Source organism: Streptomyces sp. NPDC058274 (assembly GCF_042881375.1).
Taxonomy (GTDB): domain Bacteria; phylum Actinomycetota; class Actinomycetes; order Streptomycetales; family Streptomycetaceae; genus Streptomyces.
Genome location: NZ_JBHVXW010000001.1, coordinates 140,798 through 159,379 on the forward strand (window position 1 = coordinate 140,798; position 18,582 = coordinate 159,379).

An 18,582-nucleotide genomic window follows, 5' to 3' on the forward strand; every position below is an offset into this window, starting at 1 on the left:
TCGCACCTGGACGTTCTTCACTCTAGGAGGCGTGCCGCGGGTCGGCGAGCGAATTAAATACGGGCCGGGCGCTGCGGAGTTCAGCCGCGCTTCTGCCGCTTCCAGGGTCCCTTGATGGCCAGCATGATGCCCGGCTCCTGAATGTTGGCGAAGAGCGTCCTGCCGTCGGGCGAGAAGGTGACGCCGGTGAACTCGCTGTAGGCCGGCTCCGCTTCGGTGCCGATGTTGAGTTCGTTGCGGGCGATCGGGTACGTACGGCCGCTGTCGGTGGCGCCGAAAAGGTGCTGGACGCCCTCGCCGTCCTCGGCGATGACGAGGCCGCCGTACGGGGAGACGGTGATGTTGTCGGGGCCGTCGAAGGCGCCGTCCTCGGCCGGGTCGGGGTTCACGCCGAGCAGGACCTTCAGGGTGAGGGTGCGGCGCTTGGGGTCGTAGAACCAGACCTGGCCGTCGTGCGGGACGGGGCTCTCGGCACGGGCGTACGAGGCGACGATGTAGGCGCCGCCGTCGCTCCACCACATGCCTTCGAGCTTGCGGGCGCGGGTGACCTGGCCGGTGGTGAACTGCTTGCGCACGGACACGGTCTTCGCGTCGCGGTCCGGGACGTCCACCCAGTCGACGCCGTACACCGTGCCGATCCTGGTGGCGCGGGAGAGGTCGTCGACGAACTGGCCGCCGGAGTCGAAGCACTTGAAGGCCTGGAGGGCGCCGGCGTCGTCGGCGAGGGTGGCGAGCTGTCCGTGGCCGTGCTCGAAGCCCTGCGGCGGGGTCCAGCGGTACAGCAGGCCGTTGGGGCCCGAGGCGTCCTCGGTGAGGTAGAGACGGCCGCGCTTGGGGTCCACGACGACGGCTTCGTGGGCGTAGCGGCCGAGCGCCTTGACCGGCTTGGGGTTGCGGTTGCGGCGGCGGTCCTCGGGGTCGACCTCGAAGACGTAGCCGTGGTCCTTGGTCATGCCGTTCTGGCCGGCCTTGTCCTCGGTCTCCTCGCAGGTGAGCCAGGTGCCCCAAGGAGTGTTGCCACCGGCGCAGTTGGTGGAGGTGCCCGCGATGCCGACCCACTCGGCGACCTTGTCCCCGCGTACCTCGACGACCGTGCAGCCGCCGGACGCGGCCGGGTCGTACACCAGGCCCGGGGTGAGCGGCACGGGGTACTTCCAGTCGGCGCGCGGGCCCTTCAGCTCGTGGTTGTTGACCAGGAGCGTGGTGCCGCGAGGGCCTTCGAAGGTGGAGGTGCCGTCGTGGTTGGACGGGGTGAACTCGCCGGACTCCAGCTTGGTCTTTCCGCTGTAGGTGATCACGCGGTACGAGAACCCGGCGGGCAGCGCGAGGACGCCCTTGGGGTCGGGAATCAGCGGCCCGTAGCCGACGCCCCCGTGCCGGTCCGCCGACTCGTCGTCCGCGCTCTCGGTGTCCGTGGACGCGAGGGCGTTCGGCGCGGTGGCGAGCGCGCCGACGCTGCCGGCCAGGGCGACACCGGCCCCGGTGAGCGCGGATCGTCTGGCGAAGTCCCTGCGGGTGAGCGACATGCTGTCTCCTGCTGACGGTGGAGTGGGACGTCGTGGGGGGTGGGTGGCGGACCTCGTTGCGGCGACACGGTCCCGCTCGCGCCTGAACGGGGGTTGAACAGGGGCCGACTTCAGGGGCCCTGCTTGCGTGAATCCACCCGAAAGCAAGAAAGAGCCTTGCCCCCCGCCCATGCGGGGAACAAGGCTCTTTCGCGCTCAGCAGCTCACCCCACCGGGGCGGGCAGCGGCGGCGCGCGTCGGGCCGCCGGGGCCCGCCGACTACCCCGCTTGCTGCGACCGCGCCTTGAACGCGGCCTTACGGGCCTCCTTGGCGACCTTCTTGTCGGGGTGCAGCCGGCCCATCGCCTCCAGGACGTCCGGCGTGGCCGGGTGGTCCACCCGCCAGGCCGTCGCGAAGAATCCGCCGTGCTGCTGGGCGAGCCCCTCCACGAGGCCCTGCAGCTCGTCGGAGTTGCCCTCGGCCGCCAGCTGCGCGGCAAGCGTGTCGATGGTCAGCCAGAAGACCATCGACTCCGACGGCGCGGGCACCTCCGTCGCGCCGCGCTCCGCGAGCCAGACCCGGGCGAGCCCACCGAGCTGCGGGTCGTCGAGCACCTCGCGCAGCGCCGGCTCCGCCTCGGCGCCGACGAGCGACAGCGCCTGCTGGCACCGCAGTCGACGCAGCGGGGCACCCTCGTCCGTACCGCGCGCCGCGGCCAGCAACTCCCGTGCCGCGGCGAGGGGTTCACGCCGGGTGAGCCACTGCTCGGTCTCGGCCTGCGCGGCGGCCGGCGGAAACGCGGAGGTGCCGTCGAGCAGCGCGTCCGCCCCCTTGTCCGAGAGGTCCCCGACCGCGGGCGCCTCGATGCCGGCCTCCAGCAGCCGTGCCCGCAGCCCGTACAGGCCGAGGGGCGTCAGCCGGACCATCCCGTAGCGCGAGACGTCGGTCTCGTCGATGACCGCCGGTGCATCGGGGTCGTCGGCGTCCGCCATCAGCGCCTCGTCCACCGGCTGGAAGTCCACGAGTCCGACGGGCTCCAGGAGGCGGAACTGGTCGTCGAGCCGCATCATCGCGTCCGACACCTGTTCCAGTACGTCGTTGGTGGGCTCGCCCATGTCGTCCGGCACGAGCATCGACGCGGCCAGGGCGGGCAGCGGCACCGGGCTGTCGCCGGGCCCCTCCTCGCTGACGGTCAGCAGATAGAGGTTGCCGAGCACCCCGTCGAGGAACTCGGCCTCCGCCTCCGGATCCCAGTCCAGGGAGGAGAAGTCGATCTCGCCGCCGTCGTCCATCGCCTCGACGAGGTCGTCGAGGTCCGGCACGCTCGCGTCGGCCAGGACCGTCTCCAGTGCGGCGAGCCATACCCCGAGCACGTCCTGCGGCGCTCCCGAGGTGAGCAGCGCGAGGTCCGCACCGGCGGCGACCGTGCCCTCCTCCTCGTCCACGATCTCGACGAGGCCGGCGTCGACGGCCACCCGCCAGGCCTCACTGGCGTAGGCGGCCGCTTCGTCCCCGGTGAGTCCGAGTTCCGCGGCCGCCGCCGGAAGCTGCTCCTCGACGAGTTCGCCGCCCGCGCCCACGCGTGTGTCCGCTCCGGCCCAGCGGGCGAGCCGCGCTGCGCGGGAGAGCAGCGGGGCGGCGAGCGCGTCCCGCGCCAGCTCCGCTTCGGACGTCAACCGCACGGGCGGCAGGGGGGAGCTGTCTGACATCGGCTGGTTCTCCTCCGGACAAGCAGGACGGGCGGGGCAGGCAGAACGGGCTTCGAGGGCCGCCGACCCCCGTCGCCCGCACCGCACTGCCGTGGCGGCTCAGCCTAGACGGATTTGGACCCATGCCGCCCGGTTCATGTCCCTGTCAGGTCTCGGTCACCGCCGAAACCTTGACAACTCCCCCGGCCACGCACGAGATTGACGCGCGTAGAAGTCGGACGGGCACCCGCTCACCTGCTTCTACGCGCGTCACCGGCCCGCACGCAGGTCGCGCTCCCCCACTGCTCCACCCTCGTCCCGGCGCTCACGTACGTCCCCGGAGGGATTCCCTTGCCGAGCAAGAGAACCGCGCGCATCGCCGCGCTGACCGTTGCCGCGGTCTGTTCCACCGTCTCCGCCGTGGTGCTCACCGCACCCGCACACGCGGACACCGTCCACATCCACGACATCCAGGGCACCACCCGGATATCCCCGCTCGCGGGCCAGAAGGTGACGGACGTGACCGGCGTCGTCACGGGCGTGCGGACCTACGGCTCGTCCAAGGGCTTCTGGTTCCAGGACCCGGACGCGGACGCGGACCCGGCCACCAGTGAGGGCGTCTTCGTCTTCACCAGCTCCGCGCCGAAGGTCGCTGTCGGGGACTCGGTCACGGTCACGGCCACCGTCTCGGAGTACGTCCCTGGCGGCACCTCGTCCGGCAACCAGTCGGTGACGGAGCTCACCAAGCCGACGGTGACCGTGCTCTCCAGCGGCAACGCGGTCCCCGCGGCCACGGTCGTGGGCGCCCGGTCGGTTCCGGACGTGTACACCGCCGATGGTGACACCGCGGCGGCCGGCTCGGTCAACGGTCTCCCCCTGCTGCCGAAGAAGTACGCCCTGGACTACTACGAGTCCCTGGAGGGCATGAACGTCCGGGTCGCCGACGCCCGCGTGGTCACCGCGACCGACCCGTACTCCGAGCTGTGGGTGACGGTGAAGCCGGGCGAGCACGACAACCGCCGCGGCGGCACGGTGTACGGCGCGTACACCTCGCAGAACACCGGCCGGCTGCAGATCCAGTCCCTCGGCGCGACCGCGGACTTCCCCACCGCGAACGTGGGTGACGAGCTGTCGGGCACCACCGCCGGTCCGCTCGACTACAACCAGTTCGGCGGCTACACCCTCGTCGCGAACGAGCTGGGCACCCTGGAGAAGGGCGGCCTGGAGCGCGAGACGACCCAGAAGCAGTCCCGCGACGAGCTGGCCGTGGCGACGTACAACGTCGAGAACCTCGACCCGGGCGACGGCACCTTCGCGGCCCACGCGTCCGCGATCGTGAACAACCTGCGGTCGCCCGACGTCGTGTCCCTGGAGGAGATCCAGGACAACAACGGCGCGAAGGACGACGGCACGGTCGCCGCCGACCAGACCGTGACCAAGCTGATCGACGCCATCGTCGCGGCGGGCGGCCCGAAGTACGACTGGCGTTCCATCGACCCGGTCAACGACCAGGACGGCGGAGAGCCCGGCGGCAACATCCGCCAGGTGTTCCTGTTCAACCCGCAGCGGGTCTCCTTCACCGACCGCGCGGGCGGCGACTCGACGACCGCCGTCGGTGTCACCAAGGTGCACGGCAAGGCGGCCCTGACGGTCTCCCCCGGCCGGATCGACCCGGCGAACGTCGCCTGGAAGAGCAGCCGCAAGCCGCTCGCGGGCGAGTTCGTCTTCCGCGGCAGGACCGTCTTCGTGATCGCCAACCACTTCGCCTCGAAGGGCGGCGACCAGGGGCTGACCTCCCAGTTCCAGCCGCCGGCGCGCAGCTCGGAGACCCAGCGGCACCTTCAGGCGACCGCGGTGAACTCCTTCGTCGAGGACGTGCTGAAGACCCAGAAGAACGCCGACGTCATCGCCCTCGGTGACATCAACGACTTCGAGTTCTCCGGCACGGCGAAGCTCCTGGAGGGCGACGGCGCCCTCTGGTCGGCCATCAAGTCCCTGCCGAAGAGCGAGCGTTACACGTACGACTACCAGGGCAACAGCCAGGTCCTGGACCAGATCCTGGTCAGCCCGTCGATCCGCAGGGACTGCGACGTGGAGTACGACAGCGTGCACATCAACGCGGAGTTCTCCGACCAGATCAGCGACCACGACCCGCAGGTGCTGCGGTTCCGGCCGTAGTCCCCGCACGGCGACGAGCCCGGCCCCCTCATCCGGGGCCGGGCTCGTCCCATGCCGGGATCACCCGGCGAAGACGCCGTTCAACCAGCTCTGCCAGGCGGCCTCGTTGTGCTTGCCGTCGGCGTCGGGCGCGAAATCGTGGATGCTGATGCCCACCGGCGCGCCCCAGTGGTTGCGCCCGAAGAAGCGGATGAGGGCGTTGTCCGTGCGCAGCCCGATGAAGTACGGGTCCCGGTAGTCGAGTACGGCATCCAGGGGCTCCCCCTCGGACCCACGGGCCTGCACGCGCGCGCCCTCGGCGGTGTCGTCCGCGAGACCGAGCGCATGTCCTACGGCGGTGAAGGCGTCGGGCGCCTTGGACGCCTCGGGTCCGTCGAACATGGCGAACGTGAGCGGGCGGCCGTTGAAGTGCGTCACGTACTCGCGCAGGGTGCGCAGGTAGAAGGCGTTGTGCTTGTTCGCGCCGTCGTACTGGTTGTCCCAGTCGTCGACGAAGATGCCGCTGTGCACATACCGCACCCAGGCCCGGCGGCCGCCCTCGCGCGGCTCGATGGTGTAGTCGAGCTGGTTGAGGGTCTGTTCGGAGATGCCGTCGACGTCCTCGACGCGGTTGGTGTAGCGGTGCGGCGGGTCCCAGGTCGTGATCGTGGACCCGAAGGGGCCGGTGCCACCCTCGCGCGGCTCGGGCGCCTCCATCGGCCACAGCCAGCCGCCGGTGCCTTCGGTGATCGCCTCCCACACCTGCTCGGGCGTGGCGTCGATCTCGATCTCGTGGGCGCTCTCGAATTGCTTGGACATGGTGGTCACTCCTCGGTACTGACGGGCAGTTCGGCCGCCGGGGTCTCGGTTTTGAGCGTGGGGTGCAGGGCGACGACGATCCGGTGGCTCCGGCCCCCTGCCGCGTCGGGGGCGTCGTACTTGCGGATCAGCCCGCCGACACCCGCCGTCAGCTCCTCGATGAACGCGGCACGGTCCGCCGCGGACGCGAAGGTCACCTCGCCGTCGAGGGCATAGGTGGCCAGCCGCTTGCGGGCCTTCGCCGCGCCGGTGATCAGCGATCCCACGTCCCGTACGAGCCGGGCGCCGAGCGCGAGCAGCCAGCGGGCGGAGAGCTGGTCCCGGAAGCGGTCCGGGTCGGGCTGCACGGCGGCGAGCGCGAGCGGCGAGATGACGTACGACGCGGCGGTCGCGCGCATCAGCCGCTCGGTGACGTTTCCCTTGCGGCGCTCGCCCGCCAGCTCCACCAGGCCGTGCCGCTCCAGCGCCTTCAGGTGGTAGTTCACCTTCTGCCGGGGCAGTCCGACCCGGCCGGCCAGCATGGCGGCCGACGCGGGCCCGGCCGCCAGCTCGGCCAGCAGCCGGGCCCGCACGGGGTCCAGCGAGACGGCGGCTGCCTCTGCGTCTTCAATCACGGTCACGTCCAGCATGGCTCCAGCGTCTCACCGAACACTTTTTTTGTCCAGATGGTTCAAGTTGTCGGTGAGTCGGAGCGCGTCGGTGCCGAGCTCAGGCCCGGGTTCCCGGCCGGGTCGTCGGCCAGGGCGGCCGGCACCGGGTCGACCGGAGGTCAGGCGCGGGCTTCATCGCCCTGTTCCGGGACATACGCCAGGTCATGGACGAGAAGCGACCGGAATCGGAGACGGCGGGACTGACCGAGAAGGACAGCCCCACCGAGTTGCCCGCGCGTTCCTGGTGGGCGGTGGTGCGGCGCACGGCCAAGGAGTTCCAGGACGACGAACTCTCCGACCGCGCGGCCGCGTTGACGTACTACGGCGTGCTGTCACTGTTCCCCGCGCTGCTGGTACTGGTGTCCCTGCTGGGCGTCGCAGGGCCGGGCGTCACCGACAAAGTCCTGCAGAACGTAAGGGACTTGGCTCCCGGACCGGCCCGGGAGATCCTGCACGACGCGGTGGTGCAGCTCGGCGACAGCGGCGGCACCGGGAGCGTGCTCGCGATCGTCGGACTGCTCGCCGCGCTCTGGTCCGCGTCGGGCTATGTCGCCGCGTTCATCCGCACCTCGAACGCCGTGTACGACCTGCCGGAGGGCCGCCCCGTCTGGAAGCTCACGCCGCTGCGGCTGGTGCTGACCGTCGCGCTGATGCTGCTGCTCGCCGCGAGCGCCCTGATCGTGGTGTTCACCGGACCGCTGGCCCATCGCGCGGGCACGGCCGTCGGGCTCGGTGACGCGGCGATCGCCGCCTGGTCGATCGCGAAGTGGCCGGTCCTGCTGGTCCTGGTCGTCCTGATGATCGCCCTGCTGTACTGGGCCGCCCCCAACGTCCGTGGCCGCGGCTTCCGTTGGGTGAGTCCCGGCAGCGTCCTCGCCACCCTCATCTGGCTGGTCGCCTCCGCCGGCTTCGCCCTGTACGTCGCCAACTTCGGTTCGTACAACAAGACTTACGGCGCTCTCGCGGGCGCCGTCATCTTCCTGGTGTGGCTCTGGCTGACCAATCTGGCGATCCTGCTCGGCCTGGAGTTCGACGCGGAGCTGGCGCGTCAGCGGGCGATCAGCGGAGGCCGGCCGCCGGCCGAGGAGCCGTACGTCGAGCCGCGTGACACCCGCAAGTGGCCGCCGCGGCTGCGGGCACTGCGCGAGGCACGGGCCCGGGCGTCCCAGGGCAGTGTGACCCGGGCCGGAGAGTGAGCCGTCTCCCTCGCGGGAGCGGCGGTGGCAGTGGCAGTGGCGGTGACGGTGGCGGTAGCGGTGGCCGAGTAGTCGAGTACTCGGCTCCACCGCCACCGTCGGTCCGACTCTGACGCGCTGCGCCGAGGGCGCGGATGTTTGTGGTCGCCTGGCGCCTGAGGTGCGCCCTGTGCGTGGTTGCCCTGTGCGTGGTTGCCCTGCGTATGGGCGCCCTGCGTGCGGGCGCCCTACGTGCGGGCGCCCTGCGTGCGGGCGCCCTGCGAGTGGCGCGCCCGGCGCGTGCCGTCAGTGGTGCCCGTTGTGCCGGCGCCGCAGCAGCCCGGCCGCGACCACTGCGCCGGCCCCGGCGATGAGGACCGGCCGGGGGTGCCGCAGTCCGGCCCGGACGACATTGGTGGCCGCGGTCCGCACGGGACCCGGCACCGTGTCCTGCACGGCATGCCCGGCCTGCGACGCCTTGTCCTGCACGGTGTGACCGGCCAGCGCGGCCGTGCTCTTCACCTGAACGGTCATGGCGCCGGCCTTGTCCTTGAGGTCGGCGGCGCGGGCCCGCGCACGGGCCTTCACATCCGCCTTGGCGGCCAACTCCTCGACGGTGTCACCGAGTTGACTCCTGGTCTCCTCGATCTGCCGCCGCAGCTCCTCCGGGCCCTTGGCCCCGACCGCCTTCGCGGCGTCAGCGCCGGTGCTGTCGTTCGTCATCGGTGCGCCCTTTCCTTGATCTCGTCGACATCGGCCTTGACGCTGTCGAGCGTCCGCTCGGGCGTGGGCGGGGCGGCGCGGCGCAGCTGTGCGCGTCCGGCGGCCGCCAGCACGCCGGCGATCACGAAGAGCACCGCCGTGACGATCAGTGCCGCGGCCCACACGGGCAGCACCAGGGAGAGCGCGGCGACGCCCGTGCCGGACAGTGCCATCAGTCCGACGTATCCGACGGCGCCCGCTCCTCCGAGCAGCCCGCCGCCGCGTCCCGCGCGCTTCCCCTTCTCGGTCAGCTCCTCCTTGGCGAGGCTGATTTCCTGCCGTACGAGCTGGGAGAGCTGTTCGGTGGCCTGCCCGACGAGCTCGCCCACCGACTGCTGCCCGTGTTCGTCCCGCACGGGCCTGGTGTTCATGGTCCCGGTCACGGTGTCCCGCCTCCTCTCGCTTGAGGAGGTCCGGGTACCCTTGCCGGCCCGCGCTATCCCTTCGGTCCCCGTTCGTCCAGGCGGGCCAACTGACTCTGGAACCAGTCGAGCCGGGCCTGCAGCAGCGCGGCCTCGGCGGCGAGCTCGGAGACCCCCAGCCCTGCCTGCGGTTCGGCCGTGCCGGGGGCGGCCCGGACCCTGAGCCCTTCACCGGCCAGCCGGGCGAACGCGGAGAGCGACAGCGACGTACGACCGCGTACGCATCCCGCGCAGGCCGCCGTCAGCGCGCGGTGGCCCGGGCGGCCCCAGCCGGCGTCGGCCAGGGCCGAGGCGGCCGCTCCGCAGCCGCACGGGCCGACGGTCGCCGTGCGTACCCGCTGGCGCGCGGAGCGGAAGCCGCGTTCGAAGCGGATGTAGGTGCCGAGGACGGAGACTTCGAGCAGGACGGCCGCCCGGTGCTCGGCGGTGCACAGCAGTGCCTCCGCGGTGGCGCGGTCGTGCACGCAGTGGAAACCGCAGTCGCAGCGGCGGTGCGGCGCGCGGTGGCGCCGCCCGTAGACACAGCGCGCCTCGTCCAGCACTCCGTACGGCAGTGCGCCGCCCAGCGATACGCCGGTGAACCCGGCCCGGGTGCCGTCCTGGGACAGCACCGGGTGGGCGATCTTGAATCCGGTCGGCGGCTCCGTCGGGCGTTCCTCGGGGAGCCGCAGCCTCATCGGACGGCCGGGACCTCTTCGGGGATGGACGCCTCCCACTCCTCGACGGCCTCGGCGACCTGGAGGTCCGCCTGCTCCTCGGGAGCCCGGTCCTGCTCCTGTGCGACTCCGGTGGCGAGTGCCTTGCCCAGCCTCATGGTGCCTCCCGTGATCTGCCGTCGACGTCCGTCCCCGCCATGGTGACGCATCAGGTGTGCTGTTGGCACTAGGGCCTCCCTTCTCGGATCGCGTAGCGATACTGCCCGATATCCCTTAGGAGAATTAAGTGGAGCTTCACGGTTCGGTTGCCGACACTGTCGACATGACCCCACCAGGCACCGCAGCCCCAGGCAACGAAATCGCCGGCACCGAAGCCGCACGCACCGCACGAGTGACCGCCGCCGCCCCCTTCGGCCGCGCGCTCTGCGCGATGATCACGCCCTTCACCGCGGCGGGCACCCTCGACCTGGACGGCGCGCAGCGGCTCGCCGACCGGCTGGTCTCCGCGGGGTGCGACGGGCTGGTGCTGTCCGGGACCACGGGCGAGTCACCGACGACGACGGACGCGGAGAAGTCCGCGCTCGTCCGCGCGGTGCGCTCCGCGGTCGGTCCGCACGTGCCGATCGTCGCGGGTGTCGGCACCGCGGACACCCGGCACACCGTGGAACTGGCCCTGCAGGCCGAAAAGGCGGGCGCGGACGGCCTGTTGGTGGTCGCGCCCTACTACAGCAGGCCGCCGCAGGACGCGCTCGAGGCACACTTCCGGGAGATCGCGGACGCCTGCGGACTGCCGCTCGTGCTGTACGACATCCCCGGCCGCACCGGCACCCGGATCGAGCCGGACACGATGACGCGGCTCGCCGGGCACCCGCGGATCGTGGCCGTCAAGGACTGCGCGTACGACCTCCTGGGCACCCAGAAGGTGCTGGCCCGCACGGAGTTGGCGTACTACGCGGGCTGCGACGAGTACGTCCTCCCGCTGTACGCGATCGGAGCCGCGGGATACGTCAGCACGGTGGCGAACGCGGTGCCCGGCCAGTTCCGTTCGGTCCTCGACGCGTTCGACGCGGGTGACACCGCCGAGGCTGCGCGCCGGCAGCGCCGGACCATCGAGCTCACCGAGCTGATGATGGCCGCCGGTCTGCCCGGCACGGTCACCGCGAAGGCGCTGCTCGGCCGGCTCGGACTGCCCGCCGGGCCGGTCCGGGCACCCCTGCGGCCCGCCGGCCGGGAGACGGCCGACGGGCTGCTGGGTGCGTATGAGCGTCTGGTGTCCGAGGCCGCCTGACGGGTGCGGGCCGACCCCCGTCCGCCCCCCGCCCGTCAGTGCGGCGCTCAGTGCGTCAGCGCTCCGCGAAGACCGGTGTCCACCTCCCGCCCGCGCCGTCGTTGCCCTTGCGGAAACCGCTGAGCGGAACGACCTTGTCGCTGCCGATGGTGACGAGCACGAGCCGGTTGTGGAACTCGTTCGTGCCCGGCGCGATGTCCCAGGCGATCAGCCGCTTGTCGTCGGCCCAGGCGAGCAGCTGCTGCCCGTGCACCTTGTAGAGACGCTTTCCGGTGTCCGGATCGTTGATCGCGGAGGCCGTCGTCTTCGCCCCGCCCGCGAAGTCGCCCGCGGCGAGCTTGCCGTTCGGGGACAGCCGCGCCTCGACGAACCAGTGCAGGTACTTCTCCTTCGCGGGCTTGTCGACCTTGTGGCCCTCGAAGTCGTAGTACTGGTCGGTGGGTTCCGTGGTGAGGCCCGAGTAGACGAGCTTGCCGTCGGCGCCGAAGGCGAAGTCCTGGCGGACGTTGACGTCCTTCGTCTCCGCGACCTTGGCCCAGGATGCCTTCCCGGACGCCACGTCGATGACGTAGAAGCCGGTCCGGTCCGACTCGCCGAACCGCGGCATCCAGTCGTTCTTCTTGCCGTCGCCGTCGCTGTCGTAGTCCGCCTTGTAGATCAGGTCCGGGTTCTTGGCGTACGTCGTCGCGACGAGCCTGCTGCCGTCAGGCGAGAACTCGATCCCCGCGACACCGCGGTCGACCGGGATCCAGCGCTCGACCTTGCCGGTGAGCAGGTCGAGCACCCCGATCCGCCGGGTGGGCAGCTCGTTCTCCAGGACGGCGGCGGTCCGCATGCCGGGGGCGACGGCGAGGACGGACCACTTGGTCGTCTTCACGTACTTGCCGGTCTTCTGGTCCAGGAGGTGGTAGGTGCGGGTGGCGACCGCGCGGGTGGCGGTCTGCTTGACGTTGTGCTGGGTGTAGTAGGCGGCCAGCGCGGTGTCCCCGGCCGCGATCAGGTCGCGCGGCGGTGTCTGCCCGGGGTGGGCGATGATGTCGCTCAGGTTCATCTCGCTGGCGAGCCGCGCCCGGTCCTCGCCGGAGTGCAGCAGCGGCACGGCGACCGCGACGGCCACCACGGCGGCGGTGGCCGCGGCGACGGACGCGAAGGTACGGGTCCGGCGGCGCCTGCGCGTGGCCAGCACCCGGTCGGCGAAGCCGGGTCCCGGTGCGGGCTGTTCGACTGCCTGTTCGCGGAGCGACTCGCGCACCAATTCTTCGACGTTCACGAGCGCACCTCCACGGGCGAGAAGTCACGGGACGGCTGCTGCTCGACGTCGGCCGGGCCGAGCACGGCCAGCTCGGGGGCGAGGGCGCGCAGCCGGGCGAGCGAGCGGTGTGTCGTGGACCGTACGGTCCCGACGGAGCAGCTCAGGAGCCGTGCCACATCGGCCTCGGGCAGATCCTCGAAGTACCGCAGCACCAGCACGGTGCGCTGCCGGGCGGTGAGCCGGGCGAGTGCCCCGCGCATCACCACACGCAGTTCGGCCGCGGCCGAGGCGTCCGCCGCTGCCGACGCCTCCGGCGGTTCGGCGACGCTCAGTTCCCTGCGCGGCCACTTCAGCCGCCAGCGGCTCACCTGCTGGCGGTAGAGGATCTGGCGTACGTACGCCTCGGGTTCGTCGATGCGATGCCACCGGCCCGCCGCCTTGATCAGGGCGTTCTGCAGCAGGTCCTCGGCGGCGTGCCGGTCACCGCCGCTGAGCAGCACGGCTGTCTTCAGCAGCGCGGACGACCGGTTCGCCACGAACTCCCGGAAGCTCTCCTGCGCTTCGGCATCCATCGTCACCTTCTCTTCCCCGGCGGACTCTGTGTCCGGCCCCTGTGCTCCTTGTGACGCGTGCGCCCACCCGCCGCTATGCCTCGGGCGCGAAAAATATTCCACGGGATCCGTCACCGGTTCCCGTACGTTGGCCGCGTGAGCCGGCCACTGCTGTTCCTCGACGTCGACGGTCCGCTGAATCCGTACGCGGCCCAGCCGGAACGGCGCCCCGAGGGTTACACGACGATGCGGGTGGCCCTGAAGCCCGGCCGTCCGCTGCGGGTGTGGCTCCACCCGGACCACGGGCGGATGCTGCTCGGTCTCGGCTTCGACCTGTGCTGGGCCACCACGTGGATGGACGCCGCGAACCGGTGGATCGCCCCGGTGATCGGCCTGCCCGAGCTCCCCTACGTCGACTTCACCGGCGGCCTGTTCGCCGAGCGGCCCGACGGGGTGCACTGGAAGACGGAGGCGATCGTGGCGTACGCGCGGGGCCGCCCGTTCGCGTGGGTGGACGACGAGCAGACCCCGGCCGACGAGACGTACGTGACCGCGCACCACGCCGCTCCCGCGCTGCTGCACCACGTCAGTCCCCGACTCGGGCTGCGCGCGGGCGACTTCGCGGCGCTGGCGGACTTCGCCGCGGCCGCGGGCGCCGCGACATAGCCGAGCGCCCCGCCGCGATCGATCCGCGGCAGGGCGCTGGGTTGCGGTGGCGCGAAGGGTCTAGTTGTGGCTGTGCAGTACGTCGTTCAGGCCGCCCCAGGCCGCGTTGTTCGGGCGGGCCTCGACGGTGCCGGTGACCGAGTTGCGGCGGAAGAGGATGTTCGAGGCGCCGGAGAGCTCGCGGGCCTTGACGATCTGGCCGTCGGGCATCGTGACGCGGGTGCCCGCGGTGACGTACAGACCGGCCTCGACCACGCACTCGTCGCCGAGCGCGATACCGACGCCCGCCTCGGCACCGACCAGGCAGCGCTCGCCGATGGTGATACGGACGTTGCCGCCACCGGAGAGGGTGCCCATGGTGGAGGCGCCGCCGCCGATGTCCGAGCCGTCGCCGACCACGACACCGGCCGAGATGCGGCCCTCGACCATCGAGGTGCCGAGCGTGCCCGCGTTGAAGTTCACGAAGCCCTCGTGCATCACGGTCGTGCCCTCGGCGAGGTGCGCGCCGAGCCTGACCCGGTCGGCGTCGGCGATACGGACACCCTTCGGGGCCACGTAGTCCGTCATGCGCGGGAACTTGTCGATGGACGTCACCTGGAGGTGCAGGCCCTCGGCACGCGCGTTCAGCCGGACCTTCTCGACGTCGTCGACGGCGACCGGGCCGAGCGAGGTCCAGGCGACGTTGGCGAGGTGGCCGAAGATGCCGTCCAGGCTCTGGCCGTGCGGCTTGACCAGGCGGTGCGAGAGCAGGTGCAGCCGCAGGTAGGTGTCGTGCGCGTCGAGCGGCTTGTCGTCGAGGGACGCGATGACCGTACGGACCGCGACCACTTCGACGCCACGGCGGGCGTCCGGGCCGATCGCCTTGGCGGCGCCCTCGCCGAGCAGCTCCACGGCACGAGCGGCGGACAGCCGCTCGGTGCCGGCGGGGCCGGGCTCGGCCGAGAGCTCGGGGGCGGGGAACCAGGTGTCGAGGACAGTGCCGTCGGCCGTGAGGGTGGCGAGGCCGGCGGCGACGGCGCCGGTGGTGCGAGTAGCAGTCGTGTCGGTCATGAGGGCAACCTAACCGGCCGGGGCCCGTCTGGGCGAACTGGTCCGCAGACCGTCTCAGAGGCCGGGCCGGACGGCGGCCGCTCAGCCGATCACCCGGGCCAGCACCTCGCGCGCGTACCCCTCGTCGTAGGCCGCTCCGGTCAGCAGCGTCTGAAGGCAGATGCCGTCCATCAGGGCGACGAGGGCCCGCGCGGTGACGGGGTCGGTGCGGCGGGCGAGCCGGTCGGCGAGTTCCTGGACCCACTCGGCGGCGACGGGACGCAACGCGGGGCGGCGCAGCGCGGCGAGATAGAGCTCGTACTCCAGCTCCACGCCCGTACGGTCGCCGGCGAGCCAATCGCCGATCAGCCCGGCGAGTTCGCCGGGCAGGTCGCCCCCGGTGTCCTCCAGCGCGCCGCGCGCGGCGACCACCTTGGCGAAGCCCTCGTTCGCCTGGCGCAGCGCGGCGACCATCAGCTCGTCGAGGGTCCTGAAGTGGTACGTGGTGGAGCCGAGCGGCACATCGGCCTCGGCGGCGACGGAGCGGTGGCTCAGACCGCCGATGCCCTTGGCGCCGACGACACGGATCGCCGCGTCGATGATCCGCTGCCGGCGCTCGGGGTCGTAGCGGCGGGTCATCGGCTCCCACCGTCCTTCTCACGCCGGGCCATCAGTGGGCTCCGCCCAGGTTGAGGAGCACGACGCCGCCGATGATCAGCGCGATCCCGGCGAGCTTCGCGGCGGTGAGGCCCTCGCCGAGGAACACCATCCCGATCGCGGCGATGGCGGCGGTGCCCACCCCGGCCCAGATCGCGTAGGCCGTGCCGACCGACACCGTCTTCAGGGTCTGGGCGAGCAGCGCGAACGCCACGACGTAGCCGAGGAGGGTCACCAGGGAGGGCCACAGCCTGCTGAAGCCCTCGCTGTACTTCATGGCGGTGGTGGCGGCCACCTCGGCGGCGATCGCCCCGGCAAGGAGTACGTATCCCATGCGTACGAGTGTACATATCGATGCGTACACCCGTACACAAAGGTGGCCGTGGAGAACACAGCAAAGAACGGCGGTACCAAGAGGTATCGCCGTTCCTGCTGTGACGAGGGATCAGACGTTGAACCCGAGCGCCCGGAGCTGCTCGCGGCCGTCGTCCGTGATCTTGTCCGGACCCCACGGCGGCATCCAGACCCAGTTGATGCGCAGTTCGTTGACGAGGCCGTCCGTGGCGGACTTGGCCTGGTCCTCGATGACGTCGGTGAGCGGACAGGCCGCGGACGTCAGGGTCATGTCGATCGTCGCGATGTTCGCGTCGTCGATGTGGATGCCGTAGATGAGGCCCAGGTTGACGACGTCGATGCCCAGCTCGGGGTCGACGACGTCGTAGAGCGCCTCACGCACTTCTTCCTCGGAGGCGGGCTTCGTCGTCAGGGTCTCGTTCTCGCTCATGCCGTCTTCCTCGCAGCCTTGTCGGACTCTTCGCCCAGCGCCTGGGCCGTCGCGTCCTTCCACGCCATCCAGCTCAGGAGGGCGCACTTGACCCGGGCCGGGTACTTGGAGACACCGGCGAACGCGACCGCGTCCTCCAGCACCTCCTCCATCGCGTCGTCCGGCTCGATCCGGCCCTTGGACTGCATCAGCTCCAGGAAGGTCTCCTGGATCTTCTGCGCTTCGGGCAGGCCCTTGCCGACGAGGAGTTCGTTCAGCACGGAGGCCGAGGCCTGGCTGATCGAGCAGCCCTGACCCTCGTACGAGATGTCGGCGATCCGCTCGCCGTCGTACTTCACACGCAGCGTGATCTCGTCGCCGCATGTCGGGTTGACGTGGTGCACCTCGGCATCGCCGTCCCGCAAGCCCCGGCCGTGCGGGTGCTTGTAGTGGTCCAGGATGACTTCCTGGTACATCGAATCAAGCTTCACGACCAGCCCTTCAGCCGAAGAAGTTCCGTACGTGCTCCAGACCGTCGACCAGAGCATCGATCTCGGCCGGCGTGGAGTACAGATAGAACGACGCTCGCGTGGTCGCAGGAATTCCGTAGCGCAGGCAGACGGGGCGGGCGCAGTGGTGGCCGACCCGGACCGCGATGCCCTGCTCGTCCAGGACCTGGCCCACGTCGTGCGGGTGGATGTCACCCAGCGTGAACGAGATCGCCGCGCCGCGGTCCTCGGCCGTCGTCGGGCCGATGATCCGCAGGCCCGGGACCTCCGCGAACCTCTTCACCGCGTACTCGGTGAGCGCGTGCTCGTGGGCGAGGACCTTGTCCATGCCGATCGAGCTCAGATAGTCGATCGCCGCGCCCAGACCGACCGCCTGCGCGATCGGAGGCGTGCCCGCCTCGAACTTGTGGGGGGCGGGAGCGTATGTCGACGAGTGCATCGACACCGTCTCGATCATCTCGCCGCCGCCGAGGAACGGGGGCAGGTCCTCCAGGAGCTCCTGGCGGCCCCAGAGCACGCCGATGCCCGTCGGACCGCACATCTTGTGGCCGGTGAAGGCCACGAAGTCGGCCTGGAGGGCCTGTACGTCCAGCGGCATGTGCGGCGCGGCCTGGGAGGCGTCGATCAGGACCAGGGCCCCGACCTCCTGCGCACGGCGCACTATCTTCTCGACCGGGTTGACCGTGCCCAGGATGTTGGAGACCAGCACGAAGGAGACGATCTTCGTCTTCTCGGTGATGATCTCGTCGATGTTGGACAGGTCGAGGCGGCCGTCGTCGGTGAGGCCGAACCACTTCAGCTTCGCGCCCGTGCGCTGCGACAGCAGCTGCCACGGGACGATGTTGGAGTGGTGCTCCATCTCCGTGATGACGATCTCGGTCTCGTGGTCCACGCGGTAGGGCTCGTCCGCCCAGCCCAGCATGTTCGCCACGAGGTTGAGCGACTCGGAGGCGTTCTTGGTGAAGATCACCTCGTCGCGGCTCGGCGCGTTGATGAACGCGGCGACCTTGTCGCGCGCGCCCTCGTACAGCGCCGTGGCCTCCTCGGCGAGCACATGCACACCGCGGTGGACGTTGGCGTTGTAGCGCTCGTAGTACTCGTTCAGGGCGTCGAGCACCTGGCGCGGCTTCTGCGAGGTCGCCGCGTTGTCCAGGTACACGAGCTTCCGGCCGTCGTGGACCGTGCGGTCCAGGATGGGGAAGTCCTTGCGGATCGCCTCGGTGTCGAGGAGGCCCGGCAACTGTGTCACGCGGATACGCCACCCTTCGTGTCGGCCGTGTCGTGGAGCGCGTAAGCCTCGTAGCCCTCGTTCTCCAGCTTGTCGGCGAGTTCGGCGCCGCCGGATTCGACGATCCGGCCCGCGGAGAAGACGTGGACGAAGTCGGGCTTGATGTAGCGCAGGATGCGCGTGTAGTGGGTGATGAGCAGGGTGCCCACCTCGCCGCTCTCACGGACCCGGTTGACGCCCTCGGAGACGACGCGCAGGGCGTCGACGTCCAGGCCGGAGTCGGTCTCGTCGAGGATCGCGATCTTCGGCTTGAGGAGCTCCAGCTGAAGGATCTCGTGGCGCTTCTTCTCACCGCCGGAGAAGCCCTCGTTCACGTTGCGCTCGGCGAAGGCCGGGTCCATGTGGAGACGCTCCATGGTCTCCTTGACCTCCTTCACCCACGTCCGCAGCTTGGGGGCCTCACCGCGGATGGCGGTGGCGGAGGTGCGCAGGAAGTTGGAGACGGAGACGCCGGGGATCTCGACCGGGTACTGCATCGCCAGGAACAGGCCCGCGCGGGCGCGCTCGTCGACGGACATCTCCAGGACGTCCTCGCCGTCGAGCGTGACGGTGCCGCCGGTGATCGTGTACTTCGGGTGACCCGCGAGCGAGTAGGCGAGGGTCGACTTGCCGGAGCCGTTCGGGCCCATGATGGCGTGCGTCTCGCCCTGCTTCACGGTGAGGTCGACGCCCTTGAGGATCTCCTTCGTGGCGTTGTCGGCCTCGACGGTGACGTGCAGGTCTCGGATTTCAAGCGTTGCCATG

At 70.9% G+C, this 18,582-nt stretch carries 21 protein-coding genes; 4 read left to right on the forward strand and 17 right to left on the reverse strand.

Annotated features, from left to right (window positions below):
- Positions 1-80: 80 nt before the first annotated feature.
- Both ACFVYF_RS00655 and ACFVYF_RS00660 read right to left on the reverse strand, forming a co-directional pair.
- Positions 81-1,526: an alkaline phosphatase PhoX gene (locus ACFVYF_RS00655; protein WP_389448637.1), complete on the reverse strand. Its 1,446-nt coding sequence runs from the start codon at positions 1,524-1,526 to the stop codon at positions 81-83.
- A gap of 258 nt (positions 1,527-1,784) precedes the next feature.
- Complete coding sequence (locus tag ACFVYF_RS00660; protein ID WP_389448638.1) at positions 1,785-3,215, reverse strand: hypothetical protein; 1,431 nt, start codon at positions 3,213-3,215, stop codon at positions 1,785-1,787.
- Positions 3,216-3,545: 330 nt separating this feature from the next.
- Between ACFVYF_RS00660 and ACFVYF_RS00665 the strand changes: the two genes are divergently transcribed.
- Entirely contained in the window at positions 3,546-5,372 is a 1,827-nt protein-coding gene (locus tag ACFVYF_RS00665) for an endonuclease/exonuclease/phosphatase family protein (RefSeq protein WP_389448641.1), read from the forward strand.
- 60 nt (positions 5,373-5,432) lie between these two features.
- On the opposite strand, the gene ACFVYF_RS00670 is transcribed toward ACFVYF_RS00665, so the two are convergent.
- Positions 5,433-6,170, reverse strand: a complete 738-nt coding sequence (locus ACFVYF_RS00670) for an SRPBCC domain-containing protein (RefSeq protein WP_389448644.1) — start codon at positions 6,168-6,170, stop codon at positions 5,433-5,435.
- A gap of 5 nt (positions 6,171-6,175) precedes the next feature.
- Positions 6,176-6,799 (reverse strand): ArsR/SmtB family transcription factor, encoded by a 624-nt coding sequence (locus ACFVYF_RS00675; protein ID WP_389448647.1) that lies wholly within the window; start codon positions 6,797-6,799, stop codon positions 6,176-6,178.
- Between the two features lie 185 nt (positions 6,800-6,984).
- Here ACFVYF_RS00675 and ACFVYF_RS00680 point away from each other — a divergent pair, with 185 nt between their 5' ends.
- Positions 6,985-8,016, forward strand: a complete 1,032-nt coding sequence (locus ACFVYF_RS00680; RefSeq protein ID WP_389448650.1) for a YihY/virulence factor BrkB family protein — start codon at positions 6,985-6,987, stop codon at positions 8,014-8,016.
- A 285-nt stretch (positions 8,017-8,301) separates the two neighbouring features.
- Here ACFVYF_RS00680 and ACFVYF_RS00685 read toward each other — a convergent pair whose 3' ends face one another.
- From ACFVYF_RS00685 to ACFVYF_RS00700, 4 genes are read right to left on the reverse strand one after another with little or no spacing between them, the layout of a single operon-like run.
- Positions 8,302-8,718, reverse strand: a complete 417-nt coding sequence (locus ACFVYF_RS00685) for a DUF3618 domain-containing protein (RefSeq protein ID WP_389448653.1) — start codon at positions 8,716-8,718, stop codon at positions 8,302-8,304.
- Positions 8,715-9,140, reverse strand: a complete 426-nt coding sequence (locus ACFVYF_RS00690) for a phage holin family protein (RefSeq protein ID WP_383280665.1) — start codon at positions 9,138-9,140, stop codon at positions 8,715-8,717. Before ACFVYF_RS00690 ends, ACFVYF_RS00685 begins: the two co-directional genes overlap by 4 nt.
- Positions 9,141-9,193: 53 nt before the next feature.
- The gene (locus ACFVYF_RS00695; protein WP_389448656.1) at positions 9,194-9,856 is read right to left on the reverse strand and encodes a hypothetical protein; all 663 of its coding nucleotides are present in this window, start codon (positions 9,854-9,856) and stop codon (positions 9,194-9,196) included.
- On the reverse strand, positions 9,853-9,993 hold the full coding sequence (locus ACFVYF_RS00700; RefSeq protein WP_389448659.1) for a hypothetical protein: 141 nt from the start codon (positions 9,991-9,993) through the stop codon (positions 9,853-9,855). The genes ACFVYF_RS00695 and ACFVYF_RS00700 overlap by 4 nt, the downstream gene beginning before the upstream one ends.
- A 128-nt stretch (positions 9,994-10,121) precedes the next feature.
- Here ACFVYF_RS00700 and dapA point away from each other — a divergent pair, with 128 nt between their 5' ends.
- The gene (gene dapA, locus ACFVYF_RS00705) at positions 10,122-11,123 is read left to right on the forward strand and encodes a 4-hydroxy-tetrahydrodipicolinate synthase (RefSeq protein WP_389448662.1); all 1,002 of its coding nucleotides are present in this window, start codon (positions 10,122-10,124) and stop codon (positions 11,121-11,123) included.
- 55 nt (positions 11,124-11,178) lie between these two features.
- Here dapA and ACFVYF_RS00710 read toward each other — a convergent pair whose 3' ends face one another.
- Together ACFVYF_RS00710 and ACFVYF_RS00715 are read right to left on the reverse strand one after the other, a co-directional pair.
- Positions 11,179-12,393: a YncE family protein gene (locus ACFVYF_RS00710; protein WP_389448665.1), complete on the reverse strand. Its 1,215-nt coding sequence runs from the start codon at positions 12,391-12,393 to the stop codon at positions 11,179-11,181.
- Complete coding sequence (locus ACFVYF_RS00715; RefSeq protein ID WP_389448668.1) at positions 12,390-12,947, reverse strand: SigE family RNA polymerase sigma factor; 558 nt, start codon at positions 12,945-12,947, stop codon at positions 12,390-12,392. Before ACFVYF_RS00715 ends, ACFVYF_RS00710 begins: the two co-directional genes overlap by 4 nt.
- A 135-nt stretch (positions 12,948-13,082) precedes the next feature.
- Here ACFVYF_RS00715 and ACFVYF_RS00720 point away from each other — a divergent pair, with 135 nt between their 5' ends.
- The gene (locus tag ACFVYF_RS00720) at positions 13,083-13,592 is read left to right on the forward strand and encodes a hypothetical protein (protein ID WP_389448671.1); all 510 of its coding nucleotides are present in this window, start codon (positions 13,083-13,085) and stop codon (positions 13,590-13,592) included.
- Positions 13,593-13,652: 60 nt separating this feature from the next.
- Here ACFVYF_RS00720 and dapD read toward each other — a convergent pair whose 3' ends face one another.
- From dapD to sufC, 7 genes are all read right to left on the reverse strand, one after another.
- Positions 13,653-14,642: a 2,3,4,5-tetrahydropyridine-2,6-dicarboxylate N-succinyltransferase gene (gene dapD, locus ACFVYF_RS00725; protein ID WP_389448674.1), complete on the reverse strand. Its 990-nt coding sequence runs from the start codon at positions 14,640-14,642 to the stop codon at positions 13,653-13,655.
- Between the two features lie 81 nt (positions 14,643-14,723).
- The gene (locus ACFVYF_RS00730) at positions 14,724-15,260 is read right to left on the reverse strand and encodes a TetR/AcrR family transcriptional regulator (RefSeq protein ID WP_389448677.1); all 537 of its coding nucleotides are present in this window, start codon (positions 15,258-15,260) and stop codon (positions 14,724-14,726) included.
- Positions 15,261-15,291: 31 nt separating this feature from the next.
- Positions 15,292-15,612, reverse strand: coding sequence for a DMT family transporter (locus ACFVYF_RS00735; protein WP_383280641.1), 321 nt, complete (start codon positions 15,610-15,612; stop codon positions 15,292-15,294).
- Between the two features lie 111 nt (positions 15,613-15,723).
- Positions 15,724-16,062 (reverse strand): metal-sulfur cluster assembly factor, encoded by a 339-nt coding sequence (locus ACFVYF_RS00740; RefSeq protein WP_362030635.1) that lies wholly within the window; start codon positions 16,060-16,062, stop codon positions 15,724-15,726.
- Positions 16,059-16,532 (reverse strand): Fe-S cluster assembly sulfur transfer protein SufU, encoded by a 474-nt coding sequence (sufU, locus tag ACFVYF_RS00745; protein ID WP_389448680.1) that lies wholly within the window; start codon positions 16,530-16,532, stop codon positions 16,059-16,061. The genes ACFVYF_RS00740 and sufU overlap by 4 nt, the downstream gene beginning before the upstream one ends.
- Positions 16,533-16,542: 10 nt before the next feature.
- Entirely contained in the window at positions 16,543-17,799 is a 1,257-nt protein-coding gene (locus ACFVYF_RS00750) for a cysteine desulfurase (protein ID WP_389448683.1), read from the reverse strand.
- Entirely contained in the window at positions 17,796-18,581 is a 786-nt protein-coding gene (gene sufC / locus ACFVYF_RS00755; RefSeq protein ID WP_389448685.1) for a Fe-S cluster assembly ATPase SufC, read from the reverse strand. The genes ACFVYF_RS00750 and sufC overlap by 4 nt, the downstream gene beginning before the upstream one ends.
- Position 18,582 lies beyond the last annotated feature (1 nt).